The sequence below is a fragment of the Protofrankia sp. Cas3 genome (genome assembly GCF_963555955.1).
In the GTDB taxonomy this organism is placed as follows: Bacteria; Actinomycetota; Actinomycetes; order Frankiales; family Frankiaceae; genus Protofrankia.
Genome location: NZ_CAUVXP010000001.1, coordinates 86,608 through 112,581 on the forward strand (window position 1 = coordinate 86,608; position 25,974 = coordinate 112,581).

The window sequence follows — 25,974 nt, forward strand, 5'->3', positions numbered from 1 at the left end:
GCCCTGGGAGCTGCCGTTGCCCTGCGGGTTGCCCTGGGAGCTGACATTGCCCTGGGGTGTACCACCGCGGGCGGACGACCGCTGCGTTGCCGCGCCTTCGGCCGGGAACGATTCCTTGAGCTTTCGAACGACGGGTGCCTCGACTGTGGACGAAGCCGACTTCACGAACTCGCCGAGATCCTTCAGTTTGGCGAGCACGGTCTTGCTGTCGACTCCGAGCTCCTTGGCGAGCTCGTGTACGCGGGCCTTTCCTACCACGGTGCTCCTTCTTTCGGCCCGCGGTCCGCCCGCGTGACCCTCGTTACCTGCTGGTCGTGATCATGGCTGCGTGCTCATCGCGCGGTCATCGCTGTCTCGACCTGCTTCCGTGTCGACATCTGGTGATGTCGTCCGATCTTCCGTGAACTCCACGCCGGTGCGCAATCACGTGCCGTTCAACATCATCTACCGCTCAACAAGGTGTGCCCTGACGCGTCCAAGCCCGAGTGGCCCTGGAACGCGCAGCGCCCGCGGGAACGCCTTGCGACGCTCCGCGAGATCAAGGCAGGCCAGATCGGGATGCAGGTGTGCTCCCCGCCCTGGCATACGACGGCGAACATCGGGTGTGAGCTCGCCACCAACTGCCACCATACGCACCAAGTCAGTCCGCACCGCCCGGGTACGACACCCTACGCAGGTGCGGACCGGCTCCGCACGGCACGCCATCGCCAGTCTATCCCGTTGCGCCCGCGGAGCGGTTGCCGGCAGCCGGGGATCTACGGGCCGCGGCCGGGGCCGCGACCCGCCTGGGAGACGATTCGGGACGTTCCCTCGACACCGGGTCACCGCTGCCTTCCGTAGCGCTTCTTTCCGTATCCGAATGGATGTCGATGCGCCAGCCGGTGAGACGGGCGGCCAGCCGGGCATTCTGCCCTTCCCGGCCAATGGCGAGCGACAGCTGGTAATCCGGTACGACCACCCGGGCCGAGCGGCCGGCCTCATCGGTGACCTCGACCCGTGCGACCCGTGCCGGCGACAGCGCGTTACCCACGAACGCGGCCGGTTCGGCGGACCAGTCGACGATATCGATCTTCTCGCCACGCAGCTCAGCCATGACGGCACGGACCCGGCTGCCCATCGGACCGATACACGCGCCCTTCGGGTTCACTCCGGGGACGGTCGACCGAACTGCGATCTTGCTGCGGTGTCCCGCCTCCCGGGCGATCGCGACGATCTCCACCGTGCCGTCCGCGACCTCCGGGACCTCCAGGCGGAACAACCCCTTGACCAGCTCCGGGTGGGTCCGAGACAACGTCACCGCGGGACCGTGCGCACCGCGCACGACACTCACGACATAGCACTTGACGCGGTCCCCGTGTTCGAAACGCTCGCCGGGGACCTGCTCAGCCGGCGCGAGCACACCCTCAATCGTGCCGAGATCCACCAGTACGACCTTGGAACCGGCTCGCTGCTCGTGATGCTGGACGACGCCGGAGACGACATCATGCTCACGGTCTGCATATTGTCCGTAGGTGACTTCCTGCTGCGCCTCGCGTAGCCGCTGCATGATCACCTGCTTGGCGGTCATCGTCGCGATCCGGCCGAAGTCCTCGGGCGTGTCCTCCCACTCGCGGGTCAGCCCGTCCAGGGACGTCTCACGGGCATAGACCGCGACATTGCCTGACGTCCGGTCGACGACCACCCGGGCGTCCTGTGCCGCGCCGCCGGTGTGCCGGTAGGCCGTCAGCAACGCGGTCTCGATCGCCTCCACCAGGGTGTCAAAGGAGATGTCCTTCTCGCGTTCGATCCCACGCAGCGCCGCCACGTCGAGCTTCATCGCTCCGCCTCCCCCTGCGCGTCCGCCCCGGTCCCAGAATCGTCACCGGTCCCAGAATCCTCACCGGTCGCAGAATCGTCCCCGGTCGCACGGAACTCCACCTGAACAACGGCCCGGGCGACATCCGCGAAGGATATCCGCCGCACCGCACCTGCCGACCCACTCTGATCATCCACCGCGAGCTCCGCCGAGTCGGGCCCGCTGGCGCGGACCCGGCCGATCAGCTGCCTACCGTCACGGGTGTGCACCGAAACCAGCCGTCCCCGGGCGCGCCGCCAGTGCCGTGCCGCGACCAGCGGGCGGTCCACCCCCGGCGAGCTGACCTCAAGCACGTACGGGCCCGACACAGGTGCGCCGTCGCCGTCGACCGCGTCGAGAACAGCGGAGACGGCCCGGCTGGCCTCGGCGACCGCGTCCAGATCGATACCGTCGTCGCGGTCCACCACCACCCGCACGACGCTGCGGGAACCCGCCCGGGTGACCGCGACGTCCTCCAGGTCGAACCCATGAGCCGCCAGCTCCGGGGTGAGCAGGCGGACCAGGTGGGCGCGGCCTCGCCCGCCGCCGGCATGGGTTGCGGCCACAGCGTCGCCCACGTCGACCCGCTCCTCTCCGTCGCCACACACTGGCGTTCGTCGCCACGCACCGGCGTGACGTCCTCTCGAGATCCTCAGCCTACGTCGGTCGCCGCCCGAGACTCATCCGGGTCCGCCCGCGGGCACGGCCGGCGTGCAGGCAGCACGCTGCCCGGCAACCTGTGCCAAGCTGCTGGGCCGTGAGCTCGATGATTCCCGCTCAGGGGTCCTCCAGACGGGTCGTGCTCGGCGCACTGCCACTGGCTGCGGCCAGCGCCCTCGTCGGATGCAGCTGGACACGAGCGGCCCGGGAACACACTGCCACCCCGGCGGCGGCGGCCACCGCCGACGACCTTCTGCGCGGAGCCGCGCTCAGGTCTGAACACGCGCTGCTCGTCGCGTACGACCGCGCGATCGCCGCGTATCCCTCGATTGCGGCGACGTTGCGCGCGGTGCGTGCCCACCATGCCGAGCATGTCAGTCGCCTGGTGCCGGCCACACCCACGACCGCGGCCACACCTACCACCGCACCTGCCACCACACCTGCAACGACGGCCACAGCCGCCACCGGGGCCGCGCAGGCTGGTGTGGCGGGGTTACTGACGCTGGAGCGCGCGGCCGCGACGGCACTGCGGACCCAGTGCCTGGCGGCCTCGGCGAGCCTGGCGCCGCTGCTGGCCAGCATTCATGCGGCTGAGACCGCACATGCGGACCTGCTCGCCCCGCTGGTCGGCTGACCGGTGCCGGCACAGGAGCACCTACCGCCCGACTCCGCCGCCGTCCAGACGCTGTCAAACCTGCTCGCCATGGAACACGCCGCCGTCTATGTCACCGCCGCGGCCGGCGGTGAGCTGGCCGCACTGCGGCCGGTGGCGGAGTCGACCCGGGTCCTGGCCCAGAATGCGTTCACCGCCCATCGGGAGCTGCGTGACCGACTGGTGGCCGAGATCCTCGACCGGGGCGGCAGCGCGCCACCGGCCCAGGCCGCGTACCGGCTGCCGCCGGTATCCACCGACCTGGCCGGCGTGCTCCTGCTGCTGGCCGACATCGAGGACCGTTGTTCGGCCGCCGCCTACGACGCGATCGGCGACCTGACGGGCGAGGGACGCGCGCTGGTGACCGACGCTTTGGCCGGGATGGCGGTGCGCGGCCAGCAGGCCCGGATCGCGGCAGGCCAGCCCCCTGACCAAGCCATCCGGGCGCTACCCGGCGCGTGAGAACGGCCGTCGGCGACCGGCCGCCCAACCGTCCAGGACGCCCAGCAGCCGCCCGAGCCGCCCGATCACCGCGTCGGCCCGGCCGTCACCGGCTTCCCCCGGCACCCCGGATCGGGGACCGGCGCCGTCGGAGAGCAGCACGGTGCGCATGCCGACGCCACGGGCCCCGGCTATGTCGCTCGCCGGACGGTCGCCGACAAATACCGCCGCACCCGGGTCACGCACGCCGAGCGAGGCGAGCGCGGCGTGGAACGCGTCCGGGTGCGGCTTGGAAAACGGCAGGTCGTTGGTGTACACCCGGGCGTCGAACAGGTCCAGGATGCCGTCTCGGGCAAGCCATCGCGAGTGCCATGAGCGAGGCCAGTGCGTGTTGGTCAGCAACCCGATCCGCAACCCCCGAGTCCGCACCAGGTGCAGCGCCAGCAGCGCGTCCGGGTCGCACACTGTGTGGGGAGTCCAGGCACACAGGTCATGCCGGGCCGCTACCCGGTGCACGGCACCGGCCACGTCGAGCCCCACCGCCGCCGACGCCACCGCGAGCAGTTCGGTGACCGTCCCGCTGCGGCCCGATGCGCCGGTCGTCGCCCACCACCGCTGTTCGGAGCCCTCCAGCGCCCGGGTCAGCTCCCGCGCGTCACCCGGGGCGAGGTCGAGCGCAACCATTCGCCAGAGGTCCAACAGGTCCACGTCGTGGAAGGGGGTCAGGGTACCGCCCCAGTCGAAGACCACCGCCTCAATGGCAGGAGGCGCCCCAGCGATCACCGGGCGACCCACGCGTCCCGATCCCGACCGAGCTCACAGACGATGGGCGGCAGGTGCCCGCTGGCGACATCCGCGAGCGTGACCTCCTCAAGGACCCGGCGCAGGCTGACCCGCACCGCGATCCACACATCCTGAAGGTGCTTGGCTGCGCCCTCGTAGGCCGCCTCCTCCGGTCTACGGCCCCGGACGCTGGCCAACGGACCGTCGGTGGCACGGATCACCATCGCAATGGTGATCTCGCCCGCCGGTCGACAGAGCCGGTAACCACCTTCGGCGCCACGCCTGCTCACCACCAGGCCACTCCGGCGAAGATCGGTGAGGATGTTCTCCAGAAACCGCAGCGGCAGATCCTGCGCGGTCGCCAGGCTCTCACCCTTCACGAGCTCACCGTCGGAGGCTGCCAGCGTCAGCAATGCGCGCAGGGCATAGTCGGCTCGTGCGGAGATCTGCATATCTCCATCTTGCCGGTCATGGTCGTAGCGCGCCCCACACGGGTAACGCCGGCCGATCTCAGCTCGACTGTTCAGGCAGGAGCCCGCGGCGGGCGCGCATCCGGCGATCCACGGTGTTGAACGCGGCATCCACCAGTACCCCGATCACGAAGATCGTCAACATGGACGCGATCACACCGGTCGCCTCCAGGAACTGGCGGCTGTTCTCCAGATCCGAGCCGATGGACGGGTGGCCGGGCACGATGACCAGCAGTTCACCCGCCATCAGGCTCCGCCAGGCGAACGCCCAGCCCTGTTTGAGCCCGGCCACCACCGACGGCAGAGCCGCCGGTGCCACCACGAATCGGTACAGTTTCAGGCCTCGCGCGCCCATGGACCGCCCGAGCCTGGTCAGCAGCGGCGGGACATAGTCGATACCGCTGATGACACCGTTGGCGACCGACGGCGCCGCACCGAGTACGACGACGAACAGAATCGCCCCTTCGGTGAGCCTGAACAGCAGGATCGCCAGTGGGAACCAGACGATGGAGGGCATCGTCTGCAACGCCGTGATGAACGAGCCGACCGCGGTCCGCAGCAGGGCGAACCGGGACACGGCCAGACCGACGACGGTGCCGATCACAACCGCCAGGGCGTACCCGACAAGGGCCCGCTGCATGGTACGGGCGAAGGCGGACCAGAAGTCCCCGCTCACGACCCGGTGGCCGAGCTCGGGCAACGCCTCGTCCGGGCCGGGCAGCACATAGGACGGCTTCCAGCCGATCCACACCACGATCTGCCACGCCAGCAGAAAGATCGCAACAGCACCCAGCTTCGGCCAGGTCGCCGACCACATCCGCAGTGCGATCGGACGGCCGGGCGCCGCCACGGTCTCCAGGGCGTCGAGCCCGGCAAGAGCCGCGTCGGTCGATGTGGTCGTCGCCGGCCCGCGCAGCGTATCGGGTCCGATGGTCGTATCAGTGGCCATGACGACTCACCTCCGCACGCAACCGAGCGGTGATCGTCGCGGCGAGCGCGGCCACATCCGGTGCGTCGATCCGGCGCGGGCGGTCGATCCCGACGTCGAAGATCTCGGCCACCCGCCCCGGCCGGCTCGACAGCAACACGATGCGATCCCCCAGCCGCACCGCCTCGCGCACGTCGTGGGTGACGAACAGGACGGTGACCCCGGTTTCGCGCCAGATCCGCTCCAGTTCGTCATGCAGCAGGTCCCGCGTCATCGCGTCGAGCGCGCCGAAGGGCTCGTCCATACACAGGATGTCGGCCTCCTGCGCGAACGCTCTGGCCAGGCTGACCCGCTGGCGCATGCCACCGGAAAGCTCATGCGGCCGCTTGTCGGCAAGACCGGCCAGGCGAACCATCGTGAGGAGCTCCTCGACCCGGACCCGGCGATCCGCGCCGGGGACACCCCTGATCTTCATCGGCAACGCGATGTTGCCCCCGGCGGTGAGCCACGGCAACAGGGCCGAATCCTGGAACATCAGGCCGACCCTGCGCCCACCGACGTCGACCATGCCGGAACTTGGTCGGTCGATGCCGGCAAGAATGCCCAGCAGCGTCGACTTCCCGCAGCCGGACGCGCCGAGCAGGCAGACGAACTCCCCCGGACGCACATCAAAGGAAACGTTGTCCAGCGCCTGGACCCGGTGTGAGCCGGACCCGAAGGTCCGACTCACACCGGCGATCCGTACCGCGCTCGTGTCGATGACGGCGGTCACGAAATCCTCTTCTCTGCTGACGGGCCAAAGGCGGCGCGATCATGGTTTTTCGCGCCGCCGGAGGCCGAGATCCCCAGGTCGCTGTCTGGCCGATCCACGGCTACTTCGCTGCGACAGCCGGTTTGCCCTGTGCGGTCAGCACCGCGTTCAGGGTCGCCAGATCGAAGATCCCGTCGAGGTTGGCCTTGGTGATCAGGCCGAGCTCCTGGGCATGATCGGCCGACGTGACCACTGAGGACGCGATCGGGTCGGGAGTGAATGTCAGTCGCTTCCATGCCGGCGCGATCACGGCGTCCGCCAGGGGCTTGCCGGACAGCTTCGCCAGCCCCTGGTTGGTGACCTGCTGAGCCTTGGCTGGGTCCGCGCCCAGCGCATTGATCGAGGCGACGTTCGCCGCCACCAGCCGCTTGACGATCTCCGGGTTGCTCGCCGCGTAATCGGTACGCACAACCAGCACGGTGGTGGTGAACCTGCCGTCGGGCCACTGTGAGGCCTCGTCCACCAGCAGCTTCCCGCCATCGGCGACCATCCGGGACAGCGTGGGCTCGGGCACCCAGGCGCCGTCTATGGCGCCTGACTTGAAGGCGTCCACCGTCACCGCGTTGTCCTGCGGACGGACCTGAACGTCGCCGCCGCCGTTCTTGTCGGTGGCCAGGCCATGCTGCTTGAGGTAATACCGCAGCGCGACATCCTGGGTGTTGGCGAGACCGGGAGTCGCGATGGTCTTGCCGCGCAGCTGGTCGACCGAGGTGATCTCGCTCTTCACCACGAGGCCGGCCCCGCCGGAGGTCGCGCCCGAGATGATGCGCAGCGCCGCACCCTTGGATTTGACAAAGGCGTTGACCGCGGGGTTGGGCCCGATGTACCCGGCGTCGAGCGAACCGGACAGGATCGCCTCGGCCTCCTGGGTGCCCGAGTTGAACGTCGTGGTCGCAATCTTCACGCCCGGACCGAGCGTGGCCGCGAAGATTCCCTGGTCAAGACCGTAGATAGCGGGTGCGTGGGTGAGGTTCGGAAAATAACCGAGCCGCAGTGTCCCCGTCGGGCCGGCCGCCGAGCTTCCGGCCGAACCCGTGGCCGAACTCCCGCTCGACACGGTGTTGCCGTCTCCCCCGCTCGAGCAGGCCGTTGCCGCCAACGCCAACGCGCCGGCCGCGAGCAGTGGCGTGATCCGACGCCACAGCCTCCTCGATGACATGTGCCTTCCCCCCAGTTGTGGTGTCTCACCGCAACGACGCCCCACGGCGCCATGCAAACCGATCGAAGTGGTCGGAAAACTGAGCATGGCAGAGGAAGGCCCCGGGCGCCATCCCCACCCGGGTACGGACGGATCAGAACAGGATCGACGCGAAGGTACCGACCCGGTAGAAGCCGATCCGGTCATAGGCCTGGCGCGCGGGATGGTTGAACTCGTTGACATAGAGACTGACCACGGGTGCGAGCGTCGCCTGCGCAATCGCCACCACGCTTGCGGTGCCGGCCGCCCCCAGGCCCCTGCCCCGCAGCTCCGGGGCCACCCAGACCCCCTGGATCTGACAGACGTCTCCAGCCACCGCGCCGATCTCGGCCTTGAACACGACCCGCCCGTCTTCGATCCGGGCAAAGGAACGACGCCGGCTGACGAACTCGGCAATCCGGGCCCGATAGAGCGCCCCACCATCGGCGAGCACCGGAGACACCCCGATCTCCTCGGTGAACATCGCCACGCACGCCGGCAGCAGGAGATCCAACTCGTCGGGACGGACGTGACGCACGGCGGGGTCGGGAGCCACCGCGGGAGGCTCGGAGATCGCCAACAGTGGTTGGTCCGCCCTGACCTCACGGGCGGGTCCCCATACCGGTTCCAGATGCCGCCACATGACCTGCACCGCATCTGCCACGCCGACGATCGAGGAACATCGACGGCCCTGGCGGCGGGCCCGCTCGGCGAACGCCTTCGCCGAAGCCGGACCCGCCGCGACAGGCCAGAGGTTCGCGCCCGAGTAGCACACGGCGGCAAGGCGGCCGTCCACCAGATGGCCCCACATCTGCGCGCCCAACCGCCACGGGGCGAGTCCGCATGTCTCCACCCGGGACGCGACGAACACGTCTGCGATCGGGTTACGCGCGAGCAGCTCCCGAACCGCAGGCAGATCGTGGTCGTCAAGCAGGCGGGTGGGGGCGGAGCGAAGCGGAAGGCCCATGGTCACAAACGCCGAAAGTTACCCGACCGACACCGAAGGCTCGCCGGGTGTCGCCCCGTCGACCTCCATCTGCTCGGCCAGCCGCATGGCCTCCTCGATCAGCGTCTCGACGATCTGCGCCTCGGCCACGGTCTTGACAACCTCACCCCGGACGAAGATCTGACCCTTGCCGTTACCGGAGGCCACCCCGAGATCGGCCTCGCGCGCCTCGCCCGGCCCGTTCACCACGCAGCCCATGACGGCGACCCGAAGTGGCACCGTCATTCCCTCCAGGCCGGCGGTGACTTCTTCCGCCAGCTTGTAGACGTCGACCTGGGCCCGACCACAGGACGGACACGAAACGATCTCCAGGGTACGCTGACGCATCCCCAGGGACGCGAGAATGCCGATACCGACCTTGACCTCTTCGACGGGGGGCGCCGACAGCGACACCCGCAAGGTGTCACCGATGCCCTGCGCCAACAACGCGCCGAAGGCCACGGCCGACTTGACGGTGCCCTGAAAGGCCGGGCCCGCCTCGGTGACTCCCAGATGCAGCGGGTAGTCACAACGTTGCGCGAGCAACCGGTAGGCCTGGATCATCACGACCGGGTCGTGGTGCTTCACGGAGATCTTGATGTCGGTGAAGCCGTGCTCCTCGAACAGGGAGCACTCCCACAGCGCCGACTCCACCAACGCCTCCGGGGTTGCCCGGCCGTACTTGGCCAGCAGGCGCTTGTCCAACGACCCCGCGTTCACCCCGATCCGGATGGGCGTGGCCGCGGCGCCGGCAGCGCGAGCGATCTCCCCGACCTTGTCGTCGAACGCCTTGATGTTCCCGGGGTTGACCCGGACCGCGGCACAGCCCGCGTCGATCGCGGCGAAGACGTACTTCGGCTGGAAGTGGATGTCTGCAATCACCGGGATCGGCGACTTCTTCGCGATGGCGGCCAGCGCGTCCGCATCGTCCTGGCTGGGGACGGCCACCCGCACGATCTGGCAGCCGGCAGCGGTGAGCTCCGCGATCTGCTGCAGGGTGGCGTTGACATCCGAGGTGAGTGTCGTGGTCATGGACTGGACGGAGACCGGCGCGTCCCCGCCGACCGGCACCGTGCCGACCTGGATCTGCCTGCTATGACGCCGGGTGGCGAGCGGGAGTGCCGGCGCCTCGGGCATGCCGAGAGTTACTGTCACGATGTCCTCACTGGCGTGTCGATGGTCGGAAGCTGGTCCGAAGCTGGACAAAAGACTGGCCCGCAAAGCGCTCTAAGCCCGCCGAGCCAGCGGCGATGCGGTCTCGCTGACAGCAGACCACCATCTAGCTCCTCCTCCGCCGTACAAGAGCGGGAGGCTAGTTGAAACTGATCGGATTGACGATGTCGGCGGATAGGATGATCAGACTCAGGATGACGAAGAACGCAACCATCGCGTATGCCGCGGGCAGGAGTTTCACGAGGTCGACCCGTTTGACCGGTCCCCGATAGCCGGTCAACCGACGGGCCCCGTGCCGGGCCTGCTCGAAGCCGAGAACCGCCAGGTGCCCGCCATCGAGTGGGAACAGCGGCAACAGGTTGAACAGACCGACCGCCAGGTTGACCCCCGCCACCAGCACGAGGAAGTCACCGATCCGCTGGCCGATGGACACGTCCTGCGCCGACAGCAGCTCACCACCGGCCCGTGCCGCGCCGACCACACCGACCAGACCGTTGGCGTTCCGGTCCTTGCCGAAGAGGTTGGTGAGGTCACCGACTCGGTGGACCAGGGTGTCGTACATCCCGGTGACTCCGCTGCCAAGGATGCGCATGGTCCTCGGGACGGCCGAGATCGGGTTGTACCGCACCACGTCGTAGCCCTGTGCGATGCCGATCGCCCCGACCGGATCGTCGCCGGCCAACCCGGTCTGACGGTCCCGACGGACCGAGAGCAGATCGGGTCGTAGCGTCACGTCCCGTCCGTCCCGGTTGACCACGAGCGTCGCAGGCCCCGGACCATGATCACGAATGAGACGGGTGAACTGGCTCCAGTCCCCGATCGTCGTGCCGTCGAAACTCACGACTCGATCGCCCACGCGCACACCCGCGAGCTCGGCCGGACCCACCGGCGCCTGCGGGGCACACTGCCCGGCCACCGACACGCAGACCGTCCGGCCGACCTTGTTCGCGCTGGGATGCGACGTCCCGAGAAGCAACAGCACGCCGTAGATCAGGACAATGGCGATGACGAAGTGCATGAACGACCCGGCCGCGAGCACGACCGCCCGCTGGTGGGCCGGCCGGGCATGGAACGCCCGGCCGGCATCAGCCGGATCGATCTCCTCGAGCGAGGTCATCCCCTCGATCTTGACGAATCCGCCGGCTGGAAACGCCTTGATCCCGTACTCGGTTTCACCCCGGGTGCGCGACCACAGCGTCGGGCCGAATCCGACGAAGAATTTCGAGGCCTTCATACCGTAGTGACGTGCCGTCAAAAAGTGACCGGCCTCGTGCAGGACGATGGAGACGATCAGAGCCAAGGCGAACGCGACGATGCCAATCGCGTTGGTCATGGTGCGGTCACACCCCGATCACAGCGCTGGAGAATGTCGCATTGTACCTCAGCGTCACGAAGGAATCACTGTCCGATCGACTCCTTGGTCGATGAGAGCGCGCACCTGTTCGCGCGCCTCCTGCTCAGTGCTCAACACCTCGTCCAGGGTCGGACGTTGCATCACCGTGTGCGACATGACCACCTCGGCCACAACATCGACGATGCGCACGAACGGCAGGCGATGCCCGAGGAAGGCCGCCACGGCCTCCTCGTTGGCGGCGTTGAAGACGGCGGGCGCGGTCCCGCCGCGGCGCCCGGTCTCCCGGGCGAGATCCACCGCCGGAAACGCGACCGTGTCCAGGGGCTCGAAGGTCAACGACTGGGCCCGCCGCCAGTCCATCGGGGCCTGTGCATCGGCTACCCGATCGGGCCACCCCAGGGCCAAGGCGATGGGCAGGCGCATGTCGGGCGGGGAGACCTGCGCCAACGTCGACCCGTCGACGAACTCGACCATCGAGTGCACCAACGACTGCGGATGGACGACGACGTCGATGTCGTCATAGGGCACTCCGAAGAACAGATGCGCCTCAATCAGCTCGAGGCCCTTGTTCATCAGGGTTGCCGAGTTGATCGTGACGAGCGGCCCCATGTCCCAGGTGGGGTGCGCCAACGCCTGCTGCGTGCTCACCTGGCCCAGCTCGGCGCGGGAGCGGCCCCGAAACGGCCCGCCGCTGGCGGTGAGGACGAGCTTGCGAACCTCCGAGGCCCGGCCGCCGCGCAGGCACTGGGCCAGCGCCGAATGCTCGGAGTCCACCGGAATGAGCCGGGAAGAATCGCCGTCCAGCGCGTCAAGGACGAGCGGACCACCGGCGACCAGCGACTCCTTGTTGGCAAGTGCCACCGTGCGACCGGCCCGCAACGCGGCCAGCGTGGGTGCGAGGCCCACCGAACCGGTGATGCCGTTGAGGACGACATCGCACGGCCACGCGGCGATCTCCGTAGCCCCGTCCGGTCCGGTCAAGATCTTCGGGATGGCGTACTCGCCCTTGCGAAAGCCCCGCCGGGACGCCTCCGCGTAGAAGGCGAGCAGTAGATCCTGCGCGGCGGAGGCACGGGCTACCCCAACGGCCTCGACACCCAGGTCAAGGGCCTGGGCGGCCAGCAGGTCGACCCTTGCCCCGCCGCCGGTCAGCGCGACCACGCGGAACCGGTCGGGATTGCGTTTCACCACATCAATGGCCTGGGTTCCTATCGAACCAGTCGAACCAAGCAGGACTACCTCGCGCGGCAGCGATGTCTCGACCACGTCGACCATTGTCGCAGGCGCCCGGAGTGCACGCCCACACCTGTTCGCCAGCCGACACCCGACCCCGCCTGGGCAGGACTCCTACGCCCGAAACGGGACGGTGGTCATCAATAAAGTGTTGTTTAGCACAATTTCACCGCGTGCACCGGGCGCCCGCCTTTGCACATGCAAAGTGTCAGCGCACTGGTACGCACCGTCGTCGCGCATTCCCGGAAAACAGCTAACCCGGTTGGCTGAGGTTCATCGACGCTGAGGTTCATCCACAGCGCAGGCCCTGACCCCAGGAGGCCGCGAGTGCCACCCGCCGACCGCACGTATCCCGTCCGCCACCATCGCCTGGACCAGCATCTGGATCTTCACCTGGACCATCGCCGAGGCCGCATCCCACCCGTGCGGCACACGGCCACCCGCACCCGACGCTTCCACGTGTACGACCGCGACGGCGAGGTGGTCGCTTCCTTCGACGACTGGGACACCGCGCACGCATGGGCGCACGAGCAGGCCACCGACCCGGCCACCCGGGCCCCTCTCGACGTCGACGACCGCCCGAACCGCATCACCCGACGGGTCCATCCGCGCGGGTGTGAATTCATCGCCTGGGAGCCCGTGACGCGCCTGTCGATTGGCTGCGAACACCATGGCTGACGAGCACCATGGCTGACGAGCACCATGGCTGACGAGCACCATGGCTGAGGCCGTTGACGCGGGCCGTACCGCTATCGCGGGGATGATCCGGCGACGCTCGGCGCCGGGGTGGCGGGCGCGGGCCCCGGATGTCCGCGGAAGAAGGCGAGGGCGACCTCGGTGGCGCTGAACTGCGCACGCGCCGCACCCTTGGGCGGGTCGGCATCCGGATCGGGCCACACGTGGCCACCACCCACACTTGCCAGCAAGCCCACGTCACGGCCGCGGGGACAGGACGTGAACACCAACCGCCGAAGAGCGGTGGTGTCCCGCACCCACGTGTTCGCCGGCCCACAGCCGACGGAGCCGGCGTAACGGTCGAGGCGGGCCTGCATCGGCTGTGCCTGGGTGCCGTCGAAGGGTGCGGGACGATCCGCTCCGCCGCCCTCCAGCGGCGTCACCGGGTCGCTGGTTCCGTTGATCGCCAGCAGGCTCGGCACGGGACCCGGACAGCTGGCGGGCAGGACGGCAAAGGCCACCGGCACGACCGCGGCGAAGGTCCCCGGCAGGGCACAGGCCGCCGTGATGGCCATGTCCGCGCCGTCCGCCAGCCCGGTGGCGAACACCCTGCGGGTATCCAGGCACATCCGGGTGCCCAGGTCACCGATGATCGCGGCTACGAACGCCACGTCGTCCGGCCCGATGCTGGCCCGGCGCGGGAAGTTCCACCGGCCGTTCGCGCCGTTCGGGGTGACAACGACATAGCCCGTCGTGGTGCCGATCTCCGCCAGATGGGCGTAGCGCTCCAGCGCGGCCGGGTCCTCTCCGAAGGCGTGAAAGGCAAGGACGAGCGGCAGTGCTCGGGCATGGGCGTCGACGGCGGGAACCGCCAGCTGGTATGTACGGGTGTCCGCCCCGACCCGGACCGACTGCTGGCTCGACCCGGCCGCGATGGTCCTGGCGGTCACGCATCCACTCGCCGCGGTCGGCGCCGGTGCCGGCGTTGGTGGCCCGGTGGCGCCGGGCCCACCGCCGGGTCCACCGGGGGGGCCCCCGGCGGTACCCGCCGACTGCCCCACCCTGGTCTGCGGGCCGGGATCGTCGCCACCGAAGTAGAGGACCAGCCCTATGATGATCAGAATGGCCCCGGCCGCCGCGGTTACCGGAACCCAGCGCGGATTGCGGTCGCGACGGGCGACCGATCGACGGGACGAGCGGCGGTCACCCGGCGGCACTGTCACTCCGGTCCGACCCGTCAGCCGCCAGCTGCCCGCACGCTGCGGCGATGTCGCGTCCCCTCGTATCACGCACAGTCGCCGCAATTCCGCGCCGGCGTAGCCGACGGACGAACTCCCGCTCCCGGCCCCGTTCGCTGGCCCGCCAGGACACCGCCCGGGTCGGGTTGAGAGGAATCAGGTTGACGTGCGCAAGCCGACCGGCAAGGAGCCCGGCCAGGGCGTCGGCGCGTTCCGGCTGGTCGTTGACGTCGTCGATCAGCGCATACTCGATGCTCACCCGGCGTCCGGTCACCTCGGCGTACTCCCAGGCCGCGGCGAGTACCTCCGCCACGGGCCAGCGCCGATTCACCGGGACGAGGCGATCACGCAACTCGTCGTCGGGTGCGTGCAGGGAAACGGCCAGCGTCACCGGCAGGCCCGTCCCGGCAAGCCGACGCATCGCCGGCACCAACCCGACAGTGCTCACCGTGATTGACCGTGCCGACAGCCCCAGGCCCACCGGTGCCGGGCCACTGAGCATCCGCAATGCGGCGATCACAGTGGCATAGTTGGCCAGCGGCTCGCCCATACCCATGAACACGACGTTCGACAGCCTGGTCGGGCCGCCGGCCAGCTCCCCGCGCACAAGCGTCCGGGCCGCCGCGACCACCTGGTCCACGATCTCGGCCGTGGACAGGTTGCGGGTGAGCCCGCCCTGGCCGGTCGCGCAGAACGGGCAACCCATCCCGCACCCGGCCTGACTGGACACGCAGACCGTGGACCGGTCGGGATAGCGCATCAGCACCGACTCGATCAACACGCCGTCAAAGGCCCGCCACAGCGTCTTGCGCGTGTCTCCACCATCACAGGTCATGACGTTCACCGGCGTCAGCAGCACCGGCAGCAGCGCTTCCACCAGCCTGGGGCGGGAGGCGACGGGAAGATCCGTCATCGCCTCCGCATCGTCGGCGCATAGATGCCTGGCGAAATAATGGCGGGAGATCTGGTCGGCCCGGAAGGCCGGCTCGCCCAGGGATACCGCCAGCTCGCGGCGCTGCTCGACGGTGAGGTCAGCGAGATGGCGGGGTGGGCGCACCCGGGCGGAGCGGACCAGCGTCACCGGTAGCGGTAGCGGTTGCGGTAGCGGTTGCGGCGCCGAGGCGGCGGAGGAATCGGTCATGACCCGTCCAGTCTGCCAGGTCACGATGGTGGCGCGAAGGCGGTGATCAGCAGCCAGGCAACGGGCGCCGTACACAGCACCGAGTCCAACCGGTCCATGATCCCGCCATGTCCCGGCAGCAGGTTGCCCATGTCCTTGATACCGATGTCCCGTTTGAGCAGCGACTCGCCCAGGTCACCGGCGGTCGCCGTGCAGGCGATCGCGATGCCGAGCACCGCCCCCTGCCAGAGTGCGGCATGCAGGGGCCAGGCCATCGAAACACTGGCGACGATCACACATACGACAACGGAACCGGCAAAGCCCTCCCAGGACTTACCCGGGGACACCGTCGGGGCGAGCTTGTGCCGCCCGCCCGAGAGGACGCCTGCGGTGTACCCGCCGATGTCACTTGCCGCGGCGGTCGCCAGGAACGCGACCATCCGCCGTGGCCCGTCCGGCGGGCTGGTCAGCAGGGCCGCGAAACCGGCCGGGAGACCCACGTACGCCGCGCAGAACACACTGGCCGCCACGTCGGTCAACAGGTTCTTGTCCGAGTAGGCCAGCCGCCAGGCGGTCGTCACGACGGCCGTCGCGGCCAGGGCCAGCACCAGACCGGAGGTACCGGTGAGGTAGGCCACCGCTGGCATGGCCGCCGTCCCCACCGCGAGCGGCGGCAGAGCGATCTTTATCCCGCACAGGCGCAGCGCCCTGACCATCTCGAACACGCCAACCGTGACAGCCGCACAGATCACGGCAATCCACAGCGGACGCACCGTGAACAGGGGCACAATGATGATCAATGCCAGCGCGATACCGACTATGATCGCCGCGGGAAGATCCCGACCTGCTCGCACCCGACGCACCTCGAGCTCGCGGGTCGCATGTCCGACACCCGTCACGAGATCCTCACCCAAGGCCCTGACCATGAACTGCTCGTACCGCCCGGACCGACGAGCGTGTGCAATATCACCCTGGAACGTATTCGACTCACGGCAACGGACGGCAAAGTGCCTGTCGGTGTCGGTCAGACGGCCAACAGCTCCGACTCCTTGTGCCGCAGCAACTCGTCCACCTGGCCGACATATCGATGCGTTGCCTCTTCCAGGTCCTTCTCCGCGCGCCGACCCTCGTCCTCACCCGCATCGCCGTCGCGGACGATGCGGTCGATGGCCTCCTTGGCGTGCCGGCGGACGTTACGGATACTGATCTTCGCATCCTCCGCCTTGGTCCGCGCGACCTTCGCGAGATCCCGTCGACGCTGCTCGGAGAGCTCGGGAAAGATACAACGGATGATCGTTCCGTCGTTACTCGGGTTCACGCCGAGATCGGAGTCTCGGACGGCCTTTTCGACCGCAGCCAGCGAGCCCTTGTCATACGGCGTGATAATGACCATTCTCGGTTCCGGTATGTGGAACGACGCCAGCTGGCTCACCGGTGTCGGCGCGCCGTAGTAGTCAACGAGAACCTTGGAGAACACCGAAGGAGTGATCCGCCCCGTCCGGATGGTGGCGAAATCGTCCTTCGCGACCTGGACCGCCTTGTCCATCTTCTCCTCGGCCTCGAGGAGCACGTCGTCGATCACGATCGTCCTTCCGTCCCGCCCTCGTCCACACTGACCAGAGTGCCGATCTTCTCACCGCGGACGGCCCGCAGTATGTTCCCCTCCGTCAGCAGGTCGAAAACCACGATCGGCAGCCGATTGTCCATGCACAGGCTGATGGCCGTAGCGTCCATGACCTTCAGCCCGCGAGCCAGCACCTCGCCGTAGACGAGCGTGTCGAAACGAACCGCATGGGGGTTCGTCGTGGGGTCGGCGTCGTAGACACCGTCGACCTTGGTGGCTTTGAGAACAGCCTGCGCCTTGATCTCCAGAGCCCGTTGCGCGGCGGTGGTGTCCGTGGAGAAGAACGGCGCGCCCAGGCCCGCCCCGAAGATGACGACACGGCCCTTCTCCAGGTGCCGGATAGCCCGCAGCGGCAGGTACGGCTCTGCGACCTGGCCCATGGCGATCGCCGTCTGCACCCGGGTCACCACCCCCTGGCGCTCCAGGACATCCTGCAGCGCGAGACAATTGATCACGGTGGCAAGCATCCCCATGTAATCGGCCCTGGCACGGTCGACGCCACGCTCGGCAAGCCGCTGGCCGCGGAACATGTTGCCACCGCCGACCACGACCGCGATCTCGATGCCGGTCCGGTTCACTTCCGCGAGCTGGCGCGCGATGGTCGCCACCGTGTCGGGGTCGATGCCGAGAGGCTCGCCCCCGGCGAACGCCTCACCGGACAACTTCAGCAGCACGCGGTGCCAGCGCACATCCGTGCGCTCACAACCGGCTGCAGCATCTGCATCCCTGATGGCGTTCTCGGTCACGATCGGCCCCCTCGCCGTCAGCCGCGATCATCGGCCGGTGGACGTGCACTGCCAGCTAGTCTGCCCCACTCCCGCGCGCGGGAGACTTTCGGGCGGCGAGAAGCGCGGTCAGGCCTGCTTGACGTTGAATCGGGCGAAACGACCAATTTCGATCTTTTCACCGAGGGCTGACCCGGCCTGTTCGAGCAGCGCCCGAATAGTGATCTTACCGTCCCGGACCCATGGCTGCTCAAGCAGGACCACCGACTTCACGTAACCGTTCAGCCGGCCTTCCACAATCTTCGGAAGGGCTGGCTCGGGCTTGCCCTCCTCGCGAGCGGCGGCCTCGTAGATCTTCTTTTCCTGCTCAAGGACCTCGTTCGGGATCTGCTCCGCGGTCACGTAGAGCGGGTCAGCCGCAGCGATATGTTGCGCGATGTCACGCCCAAGCTGCTTGAACTGGTCGGTTTTGGCAACGAAGTCGGTCTCACATCGCAGTTCCAGCAGAACGCCGATGGTCGGCGGCAGCGCCGGGTCGGTCTTGTGCAGATAGGAGTCGACCAGGCCGTTGGACGCGCTGCGCCCGGCCCGCTTGGCAACCTGCGCCAAGCCCTTCTCCCGCAGCCACGACCGGGCCTTCTCGAAGTCACCGTTGTTCTCGACGAGCGCTTTCTTGACGTCGCTCATTCCAGCACCGGTCAGTTCCCGGAGCTTGCGAATGTCAGCGGCTGTGATCTCTGCCATGGTGCTCTTCTCGTTCCGTCCGGCTGCTGGTGTTTGTGGGGACGCTGCTGGGACATGGCGCTGCTGGAACACGCGAGCTGGCGCGCTCGCGAGGCCGGCAGCGCCACGATCAGTTGGACACCGGTTTGGATCTTCTCAGACCCGGACGGCGGCAGCACCCACCGCGGTGACCGTGTCGGAATCGATCTGACCTGCGCCGTTGCCCTCGTGACTGGCATTGTGCTGGTGGCTGGCATTGTGCTCGGACATCGGTTCGGCCGCCACCGCCGGTTCGGCCGCCACCGCCGGTTCGGCTACCACCGCTGGTTCGGCCGCCACCGCCGGTTCGGCTACCACCGCCGGTTCGGCCACGGCACCCTGGCCACGCAGAAGCTCTTCCTCCCACGCGGTCAGCGGCTCTCCGCCGGCGGCCACCTCGGGCTTGGCGTCCGTCGATGTCGACCCGCCCGCCCGGGAGCGCAGGCCGGCCGCCACGGCATCGGCTACCACGCGGGTGAGCAGGGTCGCGCTGCGGATGGCGTCGTCGTTGCCGGGAATCGGGTAGTCGACCTCGTCCGGGTCACAGTTCGTGTCCAGAATAGCCACCACCGGAATTCCCAGTTTCCGCGCCTCGCCGACCGCGATGTGCTCCTTCTTCGTGTCGACGATCCAGACCGCGCTGGGCACACGGGCCATGTCGCGGATACCGCCGAGGGTGCGCTCCAGCTTGGCCTTCTCGCGAGAAAGGACGAGCTGTTCCTTCTTCGTCCGGACCTCCGTACCGCCGGTGAGCTCGATTTCCTCGAGCTCCTTCAGCCGCTGGAGGCGCTTGTAGACCGTGGAGAAGTTCGTGAGCATGCCACCGAGCCAGCGCTCCTTGACATAAGGCATACCGACCCGCTGCGCCTGCTCCTCAATGGCCTCCTGGGCCTGCTTCTTGGTCCCGATGAACAAGACCGTACCGCCGTGGGCGACGGTCTCCTTCACGAAGTCGTAGGCCCGGTCGATGTAGGACAGGGTCTGCTGCAGGTCGATGATGTAGATGCCATTGCGTTCGGTGAAGATAAAGCGCTTCATCTTCGGGTTCCAGCGCTTTGTCTGGTGCCCGAAGTGGACACCGCTTTCGAGCAACTGCTTCATGGTGACGACAGCCATGGCTAGTCGCTCCCTTCCGGCGCCGGGCGGACCGGCGCACCTCGGTTACAGGCCCCAGCCGGCGACCGGGGCCCCTGACGCCCTGCTGGCCCCTACCACCGCGGGAACGGCGGACCGAGGAAGCCTTCCCCGCCATACCAGGAAGGTCGGCAGAGAAAGGGCGCGCGTATTCAGCTCGACGGCACGAGCCGTGTCCCCGATTCTACGCCCACCGGCACCGCGCTCCTGCGCGGGTTGTCCACAGGGGGCTGTCCGGGCGTGACCGAGGCCGCCGATGCAGGCACCGTGGCACTGGTGACCGGAGATCGGTACAGGCCCGAGGCCTGGAGCGAACCAAGGAGCCGCCATGATCCCACCGCCCCGGCATCGAGCCGTCATCCTCGTCCTGGCCCTGCTGGTCACCCTCATGGTCAGCCGATGGCCGCACACGGTTGCCGGCTACCGGACCCTGGCGGCAACCGCCCCGGCAACCGCCCCGGCACCGGCGCCGGCACCCGGGCCAGCACGCTGGCGGGCGCCGCTGGACGGCCCGCTGGTGATCGGTCGCGGCTTCGTGCCACCCGCGACGCCCTACGGACCGGGCCACCGCGGTGTCGATCTGGTAGGCAGGCCAGCCGCGGACGTGCGCGCCGCCGGTCCGGGAACCGTCTCGTTCGCCGGCATGATCGCCGGGCGTGGCGTGATCACGATCAATCACGGGGCACTGCGAACGACCTACGAACCCGTCATTCCGGTTGTCCCCGAGGGCCGGTCAGTGGCCGGCGGCGAGATCATCGGCCGGCTCGTCGCGGGGCATCCGGGGTGTCCCGCCGACGCCTGCCTGCACTGGGGCCTGCTCGACGGAGCCCGCTACCTCAATCCACTCAGTCTGCTGCCGCACCGCCAGCCCAGGCTGTTGCCACTGGCTTGAACCCGTCCCGTCGGACCGATTGCCCTCAGGCCCGGGGGTGCCCCTGTTCATAGGCGGCCCGGAGCCGTTCCGCCGTGACATGGGTGTAGATCTGTGTGGTCGCGGGACTTGCGTGCCCCAGCAGCTCCTGCACCGAGCGCAGATCGGCACCGCCTTCCAGCAGGTGGGTGGCCGCGGCGTGCCGAAGGCCATGGGGGCTCGCGGTTCGGGCGCTGCCCACCGCGGCCAGACGGGCGCTGAGAATACGGCGGACCGTGCGCGGGTCCAACCGGCCACCGCGTGCGCCGAGAAACAGCGCTCCGCCGCTACCGGGCACCGCGAGCGCCAGCCGACCGGCGTCCAGCCAGGCCCGCAATGCGCGTCGCGCGGGCAGGCCGAACGGAACCGCGCGCTCATGCCCGCCCTTGCCCAGCACCCGCACGAGCCGCCGTTCGTCGTCGACGTCGTCGAGGTCCAGACCACACAACTCACCGACGCGGGTGGCGGTCGCGTACAGCAGTTCGACAACCGCGCAGTCCCGCGCACGGAGCGCATCCCGTCGCGGTCCGGCCGGTCCGTCGTCGGCCTCCGTCCGCGGGTCCACCGCCAGCAGTTCCCACGCTTGGACGGCGGTCAGCACGGTCGGCAGCGTCGCCGATCGCCGCGGGCCGGCGAGCCGATCGGCGACGTCGACGGGCAGCCAGCCCCGCCTCGCCGCGAACGCGCTGAAGCCGCGGGCGACCGACGCCCGGCGGGCCACGGTCGCGGCGGCGCTGCCGCCGGAGCGCATCGCGGCGAGCCAGCCGCGCAGCACGTCAAGATTGAGTTCCACCAGTTCGTGGCGCCCCACCCCACGCGCGTACGCGCACAGGTTTCGGAGATCGACCGTGTAGGCACGGACGGTCTCGACCGACCGGTTCCGCTCCGTGGCCAGGTACCTCAGGTAGGCGTCAACAGCGACATCCCAGGTAACCGCATCCGCGCGAGCACCCGTCTCACCACCCATGTGCCGACCGTGCCCTGTCCCGGTGGCCAGGTCAACAAGGATCAGCTCTCCAACAACGATCAGCTTTCCGGTGGACGCGACGCAGTGGCCGCCGACGGCGCCCGGCCCAGTGCCGTCAGGCTGTACCCGCCAGCTCGATGCTCCACCAGACCGGCCACGACAAGGGGGCCCATCAGGGCCTGTACGGTTTCCGGCCGCTCACCCACCCGTTCGGCGAGCACCGCCCCACCCACCGACCCCCGCGCCGGCATGACATCAAGGAGCCGGCGCACGAGGTCGGGAAGGCCATCGCGGATGCCCGGCGGTACGGGCAGGTGGCCGGCGAGCTCACCGACCGCGCCGATTTCCTCACAGACCTCGGCCGCATCGGTGACCAGGACGGTCTGTTCACGGTGCGTCCGCAACAGACGGTGACAACCCACGCTCAGCGCGCTGGTAACCGGTCCTGGAACAGCCATGACCACCCGCCCCAAGCGCCGTGCATGCCGAGCGGTGTTCAGAGCGCCGCTTCGATGACCCGCCTCGACCAGAACCGTGCCCCGGGTCAACGCGGCGATGATCCTGTTACGGGTCAGAAAGCGCCCCCGGTAGGGCGAGCTGCCCGGTGGTGCCTCGCTCAGGACCAGCCCGTTGTCGCGGATACGCGCCAGCAGCTCCGCGTGGGCACGCGGATAGGCGATGTCGACGCCGCCGGCAAGGACCGCGATCGTGGGCCCACCGGCCGCGAGCGCGCCGCGATGGGCAGCCGCGTCAATGCCGAAGGCCGCCCCGGAGACCACCGTCCAGCCCCGGTCCGACAGCCCCGAGGCAAGATCGGAGGTGACCGTCGTTCCATAGGCCGTGGCCGCGCGCGACCCCACGACCGCCACGGCGCGCTCGCACAACTGGTTGAGGTCCCCGGCGCCGTGCACCCACAGCGCGAGCGGTTCGCCCGGTTCGGTGTGCGCATCGGCCCCGGGCACATCGCGAAGTACGCCCAGCGCGGACGGCCACTCCGGGTCACCCGGGCAGAGCAGTCGCCCGCCGAGTGTGGCCAGCAGGCGAAGGTCCCGCTCCGGGTCGACATCGGGATGGCTCACGCGTAGATCGGCCCAGACCGATGCCGCCCCGCGGCGGGCGACCTCGATACTGATCGCCGGCTTGTCAGACCCGACCGCGCGTGCCAGGGCCACCCGAGCCAACCGCTCGCTGTCGGCGGTCACTGGGACCGCCCTGGCAGGCGCAGGTCCAGAGCCATCCCGAGCTGGGTCGGCCCGGGGCACGCCACGCCTGCGAGGTCGGCGAGGGTCCAGGCGACCCGCAGGACCCGGTCGAGCCCCCGAGCGGTCAGGTGACCCGATTCGAAGGCAAGATCGGCCGGTCGGGTCACGCCGGCTGGCAGCGGCCACATTCGGCGCAGAGCCGGACCGGGGATCTCGGCGTTGGTACGCCATGGCGTACCGGCCAGCCGGCGCGAGGCCGCCTGCCGAGCGCGCTGGACGCGCTCGGCCGCCACCGCGGAGGTCTCGGCGTACTTGTAGTCCGCTCGCAGCTCGGCACGGCTCGGCGCGGCAAGCTCCACCTGCAGATCCACCCGGTCGAGCAGGGGTCCCGACAGCCGGGAGAGATAACGCCGGCGAACCAGGCTCGGGCAGTCGCACAGTTTGGCCGCAGCGCCGCCCGCCCGGGCGCACGGGCACGGGTTCGCCGCCAACACCAGCAGGAACCGGGCGGGAAACCGGGCGCTGATCCGGGCCCGGGCAAGCTCGATCACCCCGCTTTCCAGCGGCTGACGTAACGCGTCCAACGTGAGACGGGCGAATTCGGGGGCCTCGTCGAGAAACAGCACACCGCGGTGTGCCTGGCTGGCCAGGCCCGGCCGCAACACGGTTGAACCGGCACCGACGAGTGCACCTGGCGTTGCCGAATGATGCGGGCTGCGAAATGGCGGCCGGAGCACGAGCGGGCAGTGCGCCGGCAGCAACCCGGCAACCGAGTGCACGGCGGTGACCTCAAGCGCGGCCTCGGTGTCGAGCGCGGGCAGCAGGCCTGGCAACCGCTCCGCCAGCATGGTCTTGCCGCTGCCCGGTGGACCTTGCATGAACAGATGGTGGCCGCCGGCGGCCGCCACCTCGACCGCCAGGCGCCCGCGGGACTGGCCCGCCACGTCGGCGAGATCGCCGGCATCCTGCGTGGCGGCCGGCGGCGCATCCATGATGATTCTGGGCGGTCGATCCGGCGCGTACTCACCACGCAAGAGCCGAACCAGGCAGTCGAGATCCGCCACGGGTTCGACGACGACGCCCGGGACCAACGCCGCCTCCGCACCGTTGGCCTCGGGAACGACGACGCGGTCAATGCCCGCGTCGAGCGCGGACATCACCGCTGGCAGCACGCCGCGCACGGGCCGCAACCGACCGTCCAGCGCGAGTTCTCCGAGCAGCACCCGACCGCGAAGCGACTCCGGCGGAACTGTGGCCGCCGCGCCGAGAACCGCGGCGGCCATCGCCACGTCGAACCCGCTACCGGACTTCGGCAGGGTCGCGGGGAAGAGCCCGACTGTGATCCGCTGGTTGGGCCAGGCCTGACCCGAGTTGACGATCGCGGCGCGGATGCGGTCCTTGGCCTCGTGCAGCGCCGCGTCCGGCAGGCCGACGAGGGTGATGGCCGGCAGCCCGTTCGCGAGATCCGCCTCGACCTCGACGAGGTGCCCGTGCACCCCCACGATGGCAACGCTGAACGCCCGCGCGAGCGGCATCAGAACGCCCCTCGTAGGTGTTCCACCCGAATCGGGCGGTCCCAGCGGCGATACACCTCGACGACGTCGAACCGCAACGCCACCAGCTCATGGTTATGATCATGAAGCCACTGTGCGGCGACCCGGCGGATCCGCGCAACCTTGGCGGGGACCACGGCCGCAGCCGGCGTCCCGTAGCGGTCCCCGGAGCGGGTCTTGACCTCGCAGAACACCAGACACGAACCGTCCCGGGCGACGATGTCGACCTCGCCCGCGGCGCACCGCCAGTTGCGGTCGACAATCTCCATGCCGCCGTCCAACAGATACCGAACGGCGGTGTCCTCCCCGAACCGCCCGAGCGCATCCTTGACCCGCATCGTCCGCTCCCGTCCACGGGCGACGGACGCGCCCGTGGAGATCAGAGTGGTCGACCGGTCAGCCCTTGGCGAGAAAAGATCACGTTCTGTGGACAACGTGCGTTCATCCACAGACCAGACCGCAGCCAGCCCGAAGCTGGACACAGCGGCCCTCAGAGCTCCGCTTTGGTCAGCTCCTCGACGTTGATGTCCTTGAACGTGACGACACGGACGTTCTTCACGAACCGCGCCGGCCGGAACATGTCCCACACCCACGCATCACGCAGGGTGAGTTCGAAGAAGACCTCGCCGGCGCTGTTGCGGACATCGATCTGGTAGTCGTTCGCCAGGTAGAAACGACGATCAGTCTCGATCACGTAGGAGAACAGACCGACGACATCGCGGTACTCGCGATAGAGCTGAAGCTCCATCTCGGTCTCGTACTTTTCGAGGTCTTCGGCGCTCATGCGCCCTCCGTCGCGCTGCGTAGCCCGGTCGGTGTCACGACGTCCTCCAGCCGCGACAGTCGTTCGCGGTACGCTCCTGCCACATTGACATACGACATCCGATGCTGTTCACACGGCCCGTAAGCAGCAAGAGCCGCGGCGTGTGCGGCCGTGACGTACCCCTTGTGCTGCGCAAAATCGTACTCGGGATACCCGGAGTGCAAGCCATCCATGATCCGATCCCTGGTCACCTTGGCGATGACGGACGCCGCTGCTACGCAGGCCACCACCTGGTCCCCCTTGAGCACTGCGGTGGAGCCGACTCCCAATCCCGCCACGGCGAACCCGTCGGTCAGGACATATCCGGGCCGCGCAACCAACCGGGCCACCGCGCGACGCATTCCGGTTGTGTTCGCCACATGTACACCCGCCACGTCGATCTCGGAGGCGTCGATCACGACGGTCGCCCAGGCCTGAGCGACGCCGAGTATGCCCTCGAACACCTGGTCACGCAGACGGGCGGACAGCCGTTTGGAGTCTGCCAGCGCACCGAGCCGGCGTGATCCACCCGTGGGAAGAATGACGGCCGCGACCACGAGCGGACCCGCGCACGCGCCACGGCCGGCCTCGTCAACCCCGGCAACGGGACCGAGCCCCCGGCGCCAGAGCGCACGCTCGTACCCCCACAGCCCGCCGTCACGTCGGATCGTCGCGCTGGCCGGGGTGAACGGCAGCGTGCGGTCGGGTTGGACGTCGCCGCCGACGGCGATCATCGTCGCCCCTGTCGTCACCCGGGCTCC

29 protein-coding genes and 1 pseudogene are annotated in these 25,974 nt (G+C 69.0%); 4 read left to right on the forward strand and 26 right to left on the reverse strand.

Annotated features, from left to right (window positions below):
• Positions 1 to 114 precede the first annotated feature (114 nt).
• The 4 genes and pseudogenes from U9983_RS27605 to rimP all read right to left on the reverse strand — a co-directional run.
• Positions 115 to 258, reverse strand: a pseudogene (locus U9983_RS27605) (translation initiation factor IF-2 N-terminal domain-containing protein); the annotation flags it as partial.
• Between the two features lie 186 nt (positions 259 to 444).
• Positions 445 to 705, reverse strand: coding sequence for a YlxR family protein (locus U9983_RS00340; protein ID WP_322752100.1), 261 nt, complete (start codon positions 703 to 705; stop codon positions 445 to 447).
• Positions 706 to 712: 7 nt separating this feature from the next.
• A complete protein-coding gene (nusA, locus tag U9983_RS00345; protein ID WP_322752101.1) occupies positions 713 to 1,816 on the reverse strand; it encodes a transcription termination factor NusA in 1,104 nt (367 codons plus the stop codon).
• Complete coding sequence (rimP, locus tag U9983_RS00350) at positions 1,813 to 2,412, reverse strand: ribosome maturation factor RimP (RefSeq protein ID WP_322752102.1); 600 nt, start codon at positions 2,410 to 2,412, stop codon at positions 1,813 to 1,815. Before rimP ends, nusA begins: the two co-directional genes overlap by 4 nt.
• Positions 2,413 to 2,600: 188 nt before the next feature.
• Here rimP and U9983_RS00355 point away from each other — a divergent pair, with 188 nt between their 5' ends.
• Both U9983_RS00355 and U9983_RS00360 read left to right on the forward strand, forming a co-directional pair.
• Positions 2,601 to 3,128 (forward strand): hypothetical protein, encoded by a 528-nt coding sequence (locus tag U9983_RS00355; RefSeq protein ID WP_416211232.1) that lies wholly within the window; start codon positions 2,601 to 2,603, stop codon positions 3,126 to 3,128.
• Between the two features lie 3 nt (positions 3,129 to 3,131).
• A complete protein-coding gene (locus U9983_RS00360) occupies positions 3,132 to 3,608 on the forward strand; it encodes a DUF4439 domain-containing protein (protein WP_322752104.1) in 477 nt (158 codons plus the stop codon).
• Here the strand turns inward: U9983_RS00360 and U9983_RS00365 are convergent.
• From U9983_RS00365 to dxr, 9 genes are all read right to left on the reverse strand, one after another.
• Positions 3,594 to 4,370 (reverse strand): HAD family hydrolase, encoded by a 777-nt coding sequence (locus U9983_RS00365; RefSeq protein ID WP_322752105.1) that lies wholly within the window; start codon positions 4,368 to 4,370, stop codon positions 3,594 to 3,596. The genes U9983_RS00360 and U9983_RS00365 overlap by 15 nt on opposite strands.
• Complete coding sequence (locus U9983_RS00370) at positions 4,367 to 4,822, reverse strand: Rrf2 family transcriptional regulator (protein ID WP_322752106.1); 456 nt, start codon at positions 4,820 to 4,822, stop codon at positions 4,367 to 4,369. The genes U9983_RS00365 and U9983_RS00370 overlap by 4 nt, the downstream gene beginning before the upstream one ends.
• A gap of 58 nt (positions 4,823 to 4,880) precedes the next feature.
• Positions 4,881 to 5,789 (reverse strand): ABC transporter permease, encoded by a 909-nt coding sequence (locus U9983_RS00375; RefSeq protein WP_322752107.1) that lies wholly within the window; start codon positions 5,787 to 5,789, stop codon positions 4,881 to 4,883.
• The gene (locus U9983_RS00380) at positions 5,779 to 6,540 is read right to left on the reverse strand and encodes an ABC transporter ATP-binding protein (RefSeq protein WP_322752108.1); all 762 of its coding nucleotides are present in this window, start codon (positions 6,538 to 6,540) and stop codon (positions 5,779 to 5,781) included. Before U9983_RS00380 ends, U9983_RS00375 begins: the two co-directional genes overlap by 11 nt.
• A 100-nt stretch (positions 6,541 to 6,640) precedes the next feature.
• On the reverse strand, positions 6,641 to 7,738 hold the full coding sequence (locus U9983_RS00385; protein ID WP_322752109.1) for an ABC transporter substrate-binding protein: 1,098 nt from the start codon (positions 7,736 to 7,738) through the stop codon (positions 6,641 to 6,643).
• A 133-nt stretch (positions 7,739 to 7,871) separates the two neighbouring features.
• Positions 7,872 to 8,723: a GNAT family N-acetyltransferase gene (locus tag U9983_RS00390; RefSeq protein ID WP_322752110.1), complete on the reverse strand. Its 852-nt coding sequence runs from the start codon at positions 8,721 to 8,723 to the stop codon at positions 7,872 to 7,874.
• An 18-nt stretch (positions 8,724 to 8,741) separates the two neighbouring features.
• Positions 8,742 to 9,896: a flavodoxin-dependent (E)-4-hydroxy-3-methylbut-2-enyl-diphosphate synthase gene (gene ispG / locus U9983_RS00395; protein ID WP_322752111.1), complete on the reverse strand. Its 1,155-nt coding sequence runs from the start codon at positions 9,894 to 9,896 to the stop codon at positions 8,742 to 8,744.
• Between the two features lie 157 nt (positions 9,897 to 10,053).
• Complete coding sequence (locus tag U9983_RS00400; RefSeq protein ID WP_322752112.1) at positions 10,054 to 11,247, reverse strand: site-2 protease family protein; 1,194 nt, start codon at positions 11,245 to 11,247, stop codon at positions 10,054 to 10,056.
• Between the two features lie 54 nt (positions 11,248 to 11,301).
• Complete coding sequence (dxr, locus tag U9983_RS00405) at positions 11,302 to 12,543, reverse strand: 1-deoxy-D-xylulose-5-phosphate reductoisomerase (protein ID WP_322752113.1); 1,242 nt, start codon at positions 12,541 to 12,543, stop codon at positions 11,302 to 11,304.
• 285 nt (positions 12,544 to 12,828) lie between these two features.
• Here dxr and U9983_RS00410 point away from each other — a divergent pair, with 285 nt between their 5' ends.
• Positions 12,829 to 13,179: a hypothetical protein gene (locus U9983_RS00410; protein WP_322748296.1), complete on the forward strand. Its 351-nt coding sequence runs from the start codon at positions 12,829 to 12,831 to the stop codon at positions 13,177 to 13,179.
• Positions 13,180 to 13,250: 71 nt separating this feature from the next.
• Here the strand turns inward: U9983_RS00410 and U9983_RS00415 are convergent, their stop codons facing one another.
• From U9983_RS00415 to rpsB, 7 genes are all read right to left on the reverse strand, one after another.
• Positions 13,251 to 14,399, reverse strand: a complete 1,149-nt coding sequence (locus U9983_RS00415; protein ID WP_322752114.1) for a PHB depolymerase family esterase — start codon at positions 14,397 to 14,399, stop codon at positions 13,251 to 13,253.
• On the reverse strand, positions 14,380 to 15,555 hold the full coding sequence (gene rlmN, locus U9983_RS00420) for a 23S rRNA (adenine(2503)-C(2))-methyltransferase RlmN (protein WP_322752115.1): 1,176 nt from the start codon (positions 15,553 to 15,555) through the stop codon (positions 14,380 to 14,382). The genes U9983_RS00415 and rlmN overlap by 20 nt, the downstream gene beginning before the upstream one ends.
• Positions 15,556 to 15,575: 20 nt before the next feature.
• Positions 15,576 to 16,460 carry a phosphatidate cytidylyltransferase gene (locus U9983_RS00425; RefSeq protein ID WP_322752116.1) on the reverse strand — a complete coding sequence of 295 codons (885 nt, stop codon included), beginning with the start codon at positions 16,458 to 16,460 and terminating at the stop codon, positions 15,576 to 15,578.
• 98 nt (positions 16,461 to 16,558) lie between these two features.
• Positions 16,559 to 17,116: a ribosome recycling factor gene (gene frr, locus U9983_RS00430; protein WP_322752117.1), complete on the reverse strand. Its 558-nt coding sequence runs from the start codon at positions 17,114 to 17,116 to the stop codon at positions 16,559 to 16,561.
• Positions 17,113 to 17,904, reverse strand: coding sequence for a UMP kinase (gene pyrH, locus U9983_RS00435; protein ID WP_416210157.1), 792 nt, complete (start codon positions 17,902 to 17,904; stop codon positions 17,113 to 17,115). The genes frr and pyrH overlap by 4 nt, the downstream gene beginning before the upstream one ends.
• 108 nt (positions 17,905 to 18,012) lie before the next feature.
• Positions 18,013 to 18,627 (reverse strand): translation elongation factor Ts, encoded by a 615-nt coding sequence (gene tsf, locus U9983_RS00440; protein WP_322748301.1) that lies wholly within the window; start codon positions 18,625 to 18,627, stop codon positions 18,013 to 18,015.
• 135 nt (positions 18,628 to 18,762) lie between these two features.
• The gene (gene rpsB, locus U9983_RS00445) at positions 18,763 to 19,761 is read right to left on the reverse strand and encodes a 30S ribosomal protein S2 (protein WP_322752118.1); all 999 of its coding nucleotides are present in this window, start codon (positions 19,759 to 19,761) and stop codon (positions 18,763 to 18,765) included.
• Between the two features lie 346 nt (positions 19,762 to 20,107).
• On the opposite strand from rpsB, the gene U9983_RS00450 reads away from it, so the two are divergent.
• Positions 20,108 to 20,671, forward strand: a complete 564-nt coding sequence (locus tag U9983_RS00450) for a M23 family metallopeptidase (RefSeq protein WP_322752119.1) — start codon at positions 20,108 to 20,110, stop codon at positions 20,669 to 20,671.
• Between the two features lie 25 nt (positions 20,672 to 20,696).
• On the opposite strand, the gene U9983_RS00455 is transcribed toward U9983_RS00450, so the two are convergent.
• The 6 genes from U9983_RS00455 to U9983_RS00480 all read right to left on the reverse strand — a co-directional run bounded on the left by U9983_RS00455 (position 20,697) and on the right by U9983_RS00480 (position 25,947).
• The gene (locus tag U9983_RS00455; RefSeq protein WP_322752120.1) at positions 20,697 to 21,656 is read right to left on the reverse strand and encodes a tyrosine recombinase XerC; all 960 of its coding nucleotides are present in this window, start codon (positions 21,654 to 21,656) and stop codon (positions 20,697 to 20,699) included.
• Positions 21,657 to 21,715: 59 nt separating this feature from the next.
• Positions 21,716 to 22,858 (reverse strand): DNA-processing protein DprA, encoded by a 1,143-nt coding sequence (dprA, locus tag U9983_RS00460; protein WP_322752121.1) that lies wholly within the window; start codon positions 22,856 to 22,858, stop codon positions 21,716 to 21,718.
• Positions 22,855 to 24,393 carry a YifB family Mg chelatase-like AAA ATPase gene (locus U9983_RS00465; RefSeq protein WP_322752122.1) on the reverse strand — a complete coding sequence of 513 codons (1,539 nt, stop codon included), beginning with the start codon at positions 24,391 to 24,393 and terminating at the stop codon, positions 22,855 to 22,857. The genes dprA and U9983_RS00465 overlap by 4 nt, the downstream gene beginning before the upstream one ends.
• The gene (locus U9983_RS00470) at positions 24,393 to 24,749 is read right to left on the reverse strand and encodes a YraN family protein (RefSeq protein ID WP_322752128.1); all 357 of its coding nucleotides are present in this window, start codon (positions 24,747 to 24,749) and stop codon (positions 24,393 to 24,395) included. The genes U9983_RS00465 and U9983_RS00470 overlap by 1 nt, the downstream gene beginning before the upstream one ends.
• Before the next feature lie 152 nt (positions 24,750 to 24,901).
• Positions 24,902 to 25,195: a DUF2469 domain-containing protein gene (locus U9983_RS00475; protein WP_239310639.1), complete on the reverse strand. Its 294-nt coding sequence runs from the start codon at positions 25,193 to 25,195 to the stop codon at positions 24,902 to 24,904.
• The gene (locus U9983_RS00480; RefSeq protein ID WP_322752129.1) at positions 25,192 to 25,947 is read right to left on the reverse strand and encodes a ribonuclease HII; all 756 of its coding nucleotides are present in this window, start codon (positions 25,945 to 25,947) and stop codon (positions 25,192 to 25,194) included. Before U9983_RS00480 ends, U9983_RS00475 begins: the two co-directional genes overlap by 4 nt.
• Positions 25,948 to 25,974 lie beyond the last annotated feature (27 nt).

Bases quoted from the DNA above. Each gene is read 5' to 3' on its own strand.
- U9983_RS00340 (WP_322752100.1), bottom strand. From the start codon at position 705: ATGGCGTGCCGTGCGGAGCCGGTCCGCACCTGCGTAGGGTGTCGTACC.
- nusA (WP_322752101.1), bottom strand. From the start codon at position 1,816: ATGAAGCTCGACGTGGCGGCGCTGCGTGGGATCGAACGCGAGAAGGAC.
- U9983_RS00355 (WP_416211232.1), top strand. From the start codon at position 2,601: ATGATTCCCGCTCAGGGGTCCTCCAGACGGGTCGTGCTCGGCGCACTG.
- U9983_RS00370 (WP_322752106.1), bottom strand. From the start codon at position 4,822: ATGCAGATCTCCGCACGAGCCGACTATGCCCTGCGCGCATTGCTGACG.
- U9983_RS00375 (WP_322752107.1), bottom strand. From the start codon at position 5,789: ATGGCCACTGATACGACCATCGGACCCGATACGCTGCGCGGGCCGGCG.
- U9983_RS00385 (WP_322752109.1), bottom strand. From the start codon at position 7,738: ATGTCATCGAGGAGGCTGTGGCGTCGGATCACGCCACTGCTCGCGGCC.
- U9983_RS00390 (WP_322752110.1), bottom strand. From the start codon at position 8,723: ATGGGCCTTCCGCTTCGCTCCGCCCCCACCCGCCTGCTTGACGACCAC.
- U9983_RS00400 (WP_322752112.1), bottom strand. From the start codon at position 11,247: ATGACCAACGCGATTGGCATCGTCGCGTTCGCCTTGGCTCTGATCGTC.
- dxr (WP_322752113.1), bottom strand. From the start codon at position 12,543: ATGGTCGACGTGGTCGAGACATCGCTGCCGCGCGAGGTAGTCCTGCTT.
- rlmN (WP_322752115.1), bottom strand. From the start codon at position 15,555: ATGACCGATTCCTCCGCCGCCTCGGCGCCGCAACCGCTACCGCAACCG.
- U9983_RS00425 (WP_322752116.1), bottom strand. From the start codon at position 16,460: ATGGTCAGGGCCTTGGGTGAGGATCTCGTGACGGGTGTCGGACATGCG.
- tsf (WP_322748301.1), bottom strand. From the start codon at position 18,627: ATGGCAGAGATCACAGCCGCTGACATTCGCAAGCTCCGGGAACTGACC.
- rpsB (WP_322752118.1), bottom strand. From the start codon at position 19,761: ATGGCTGTCGTCACCATGAAGCAGTTGCTCGAAAGCGGTGTCCACTTC.
- U9983_RS00450 (WP_322752119.1), top strand. From the start codon at position 20,108: ATGATCCCACCGCCCCGGCATCGAGCCGTCATCCTCGTCCTGGCCCTG.
- U9983_RS00455 (WP_322752120.1), bottom strand. From the start codon at position 21,656: ATGGGTGGTGAGACGGGTGCTCGCGCGGATGCGGTTACCTGGGATGTC.
- U9983_RS00465 (WP_322752122.1), bottom strand. From the start codon at position 24,393: ATGCCGCTCGCGCGGGCGTTCAGCGTTGCCATCGTGGGGGTGCACGGG.
- U9983_RS00470 (WP_322752128.1), bottom strand. From the start codon at position 24,749: ATGCGGGTCAAGGATGCGCTCGGGCGGTTCGGGGAGGACACCGCCGTT.
- U9983_RS00475 (WP_239310639.1), bottom strand. From the start codon at position 25,195: ATGAGCGCCGAAGACCTCGAAAAGTACGAGACCGAGATGGAGCTTCAG.
- U9983_RS00480 (WP_322752129.1), bottom strand. From the start codon at position 25,947: ATGATCGCCGTCGGCGGCGACGTCCAACCCGACCGCACGCTGCCGTTC.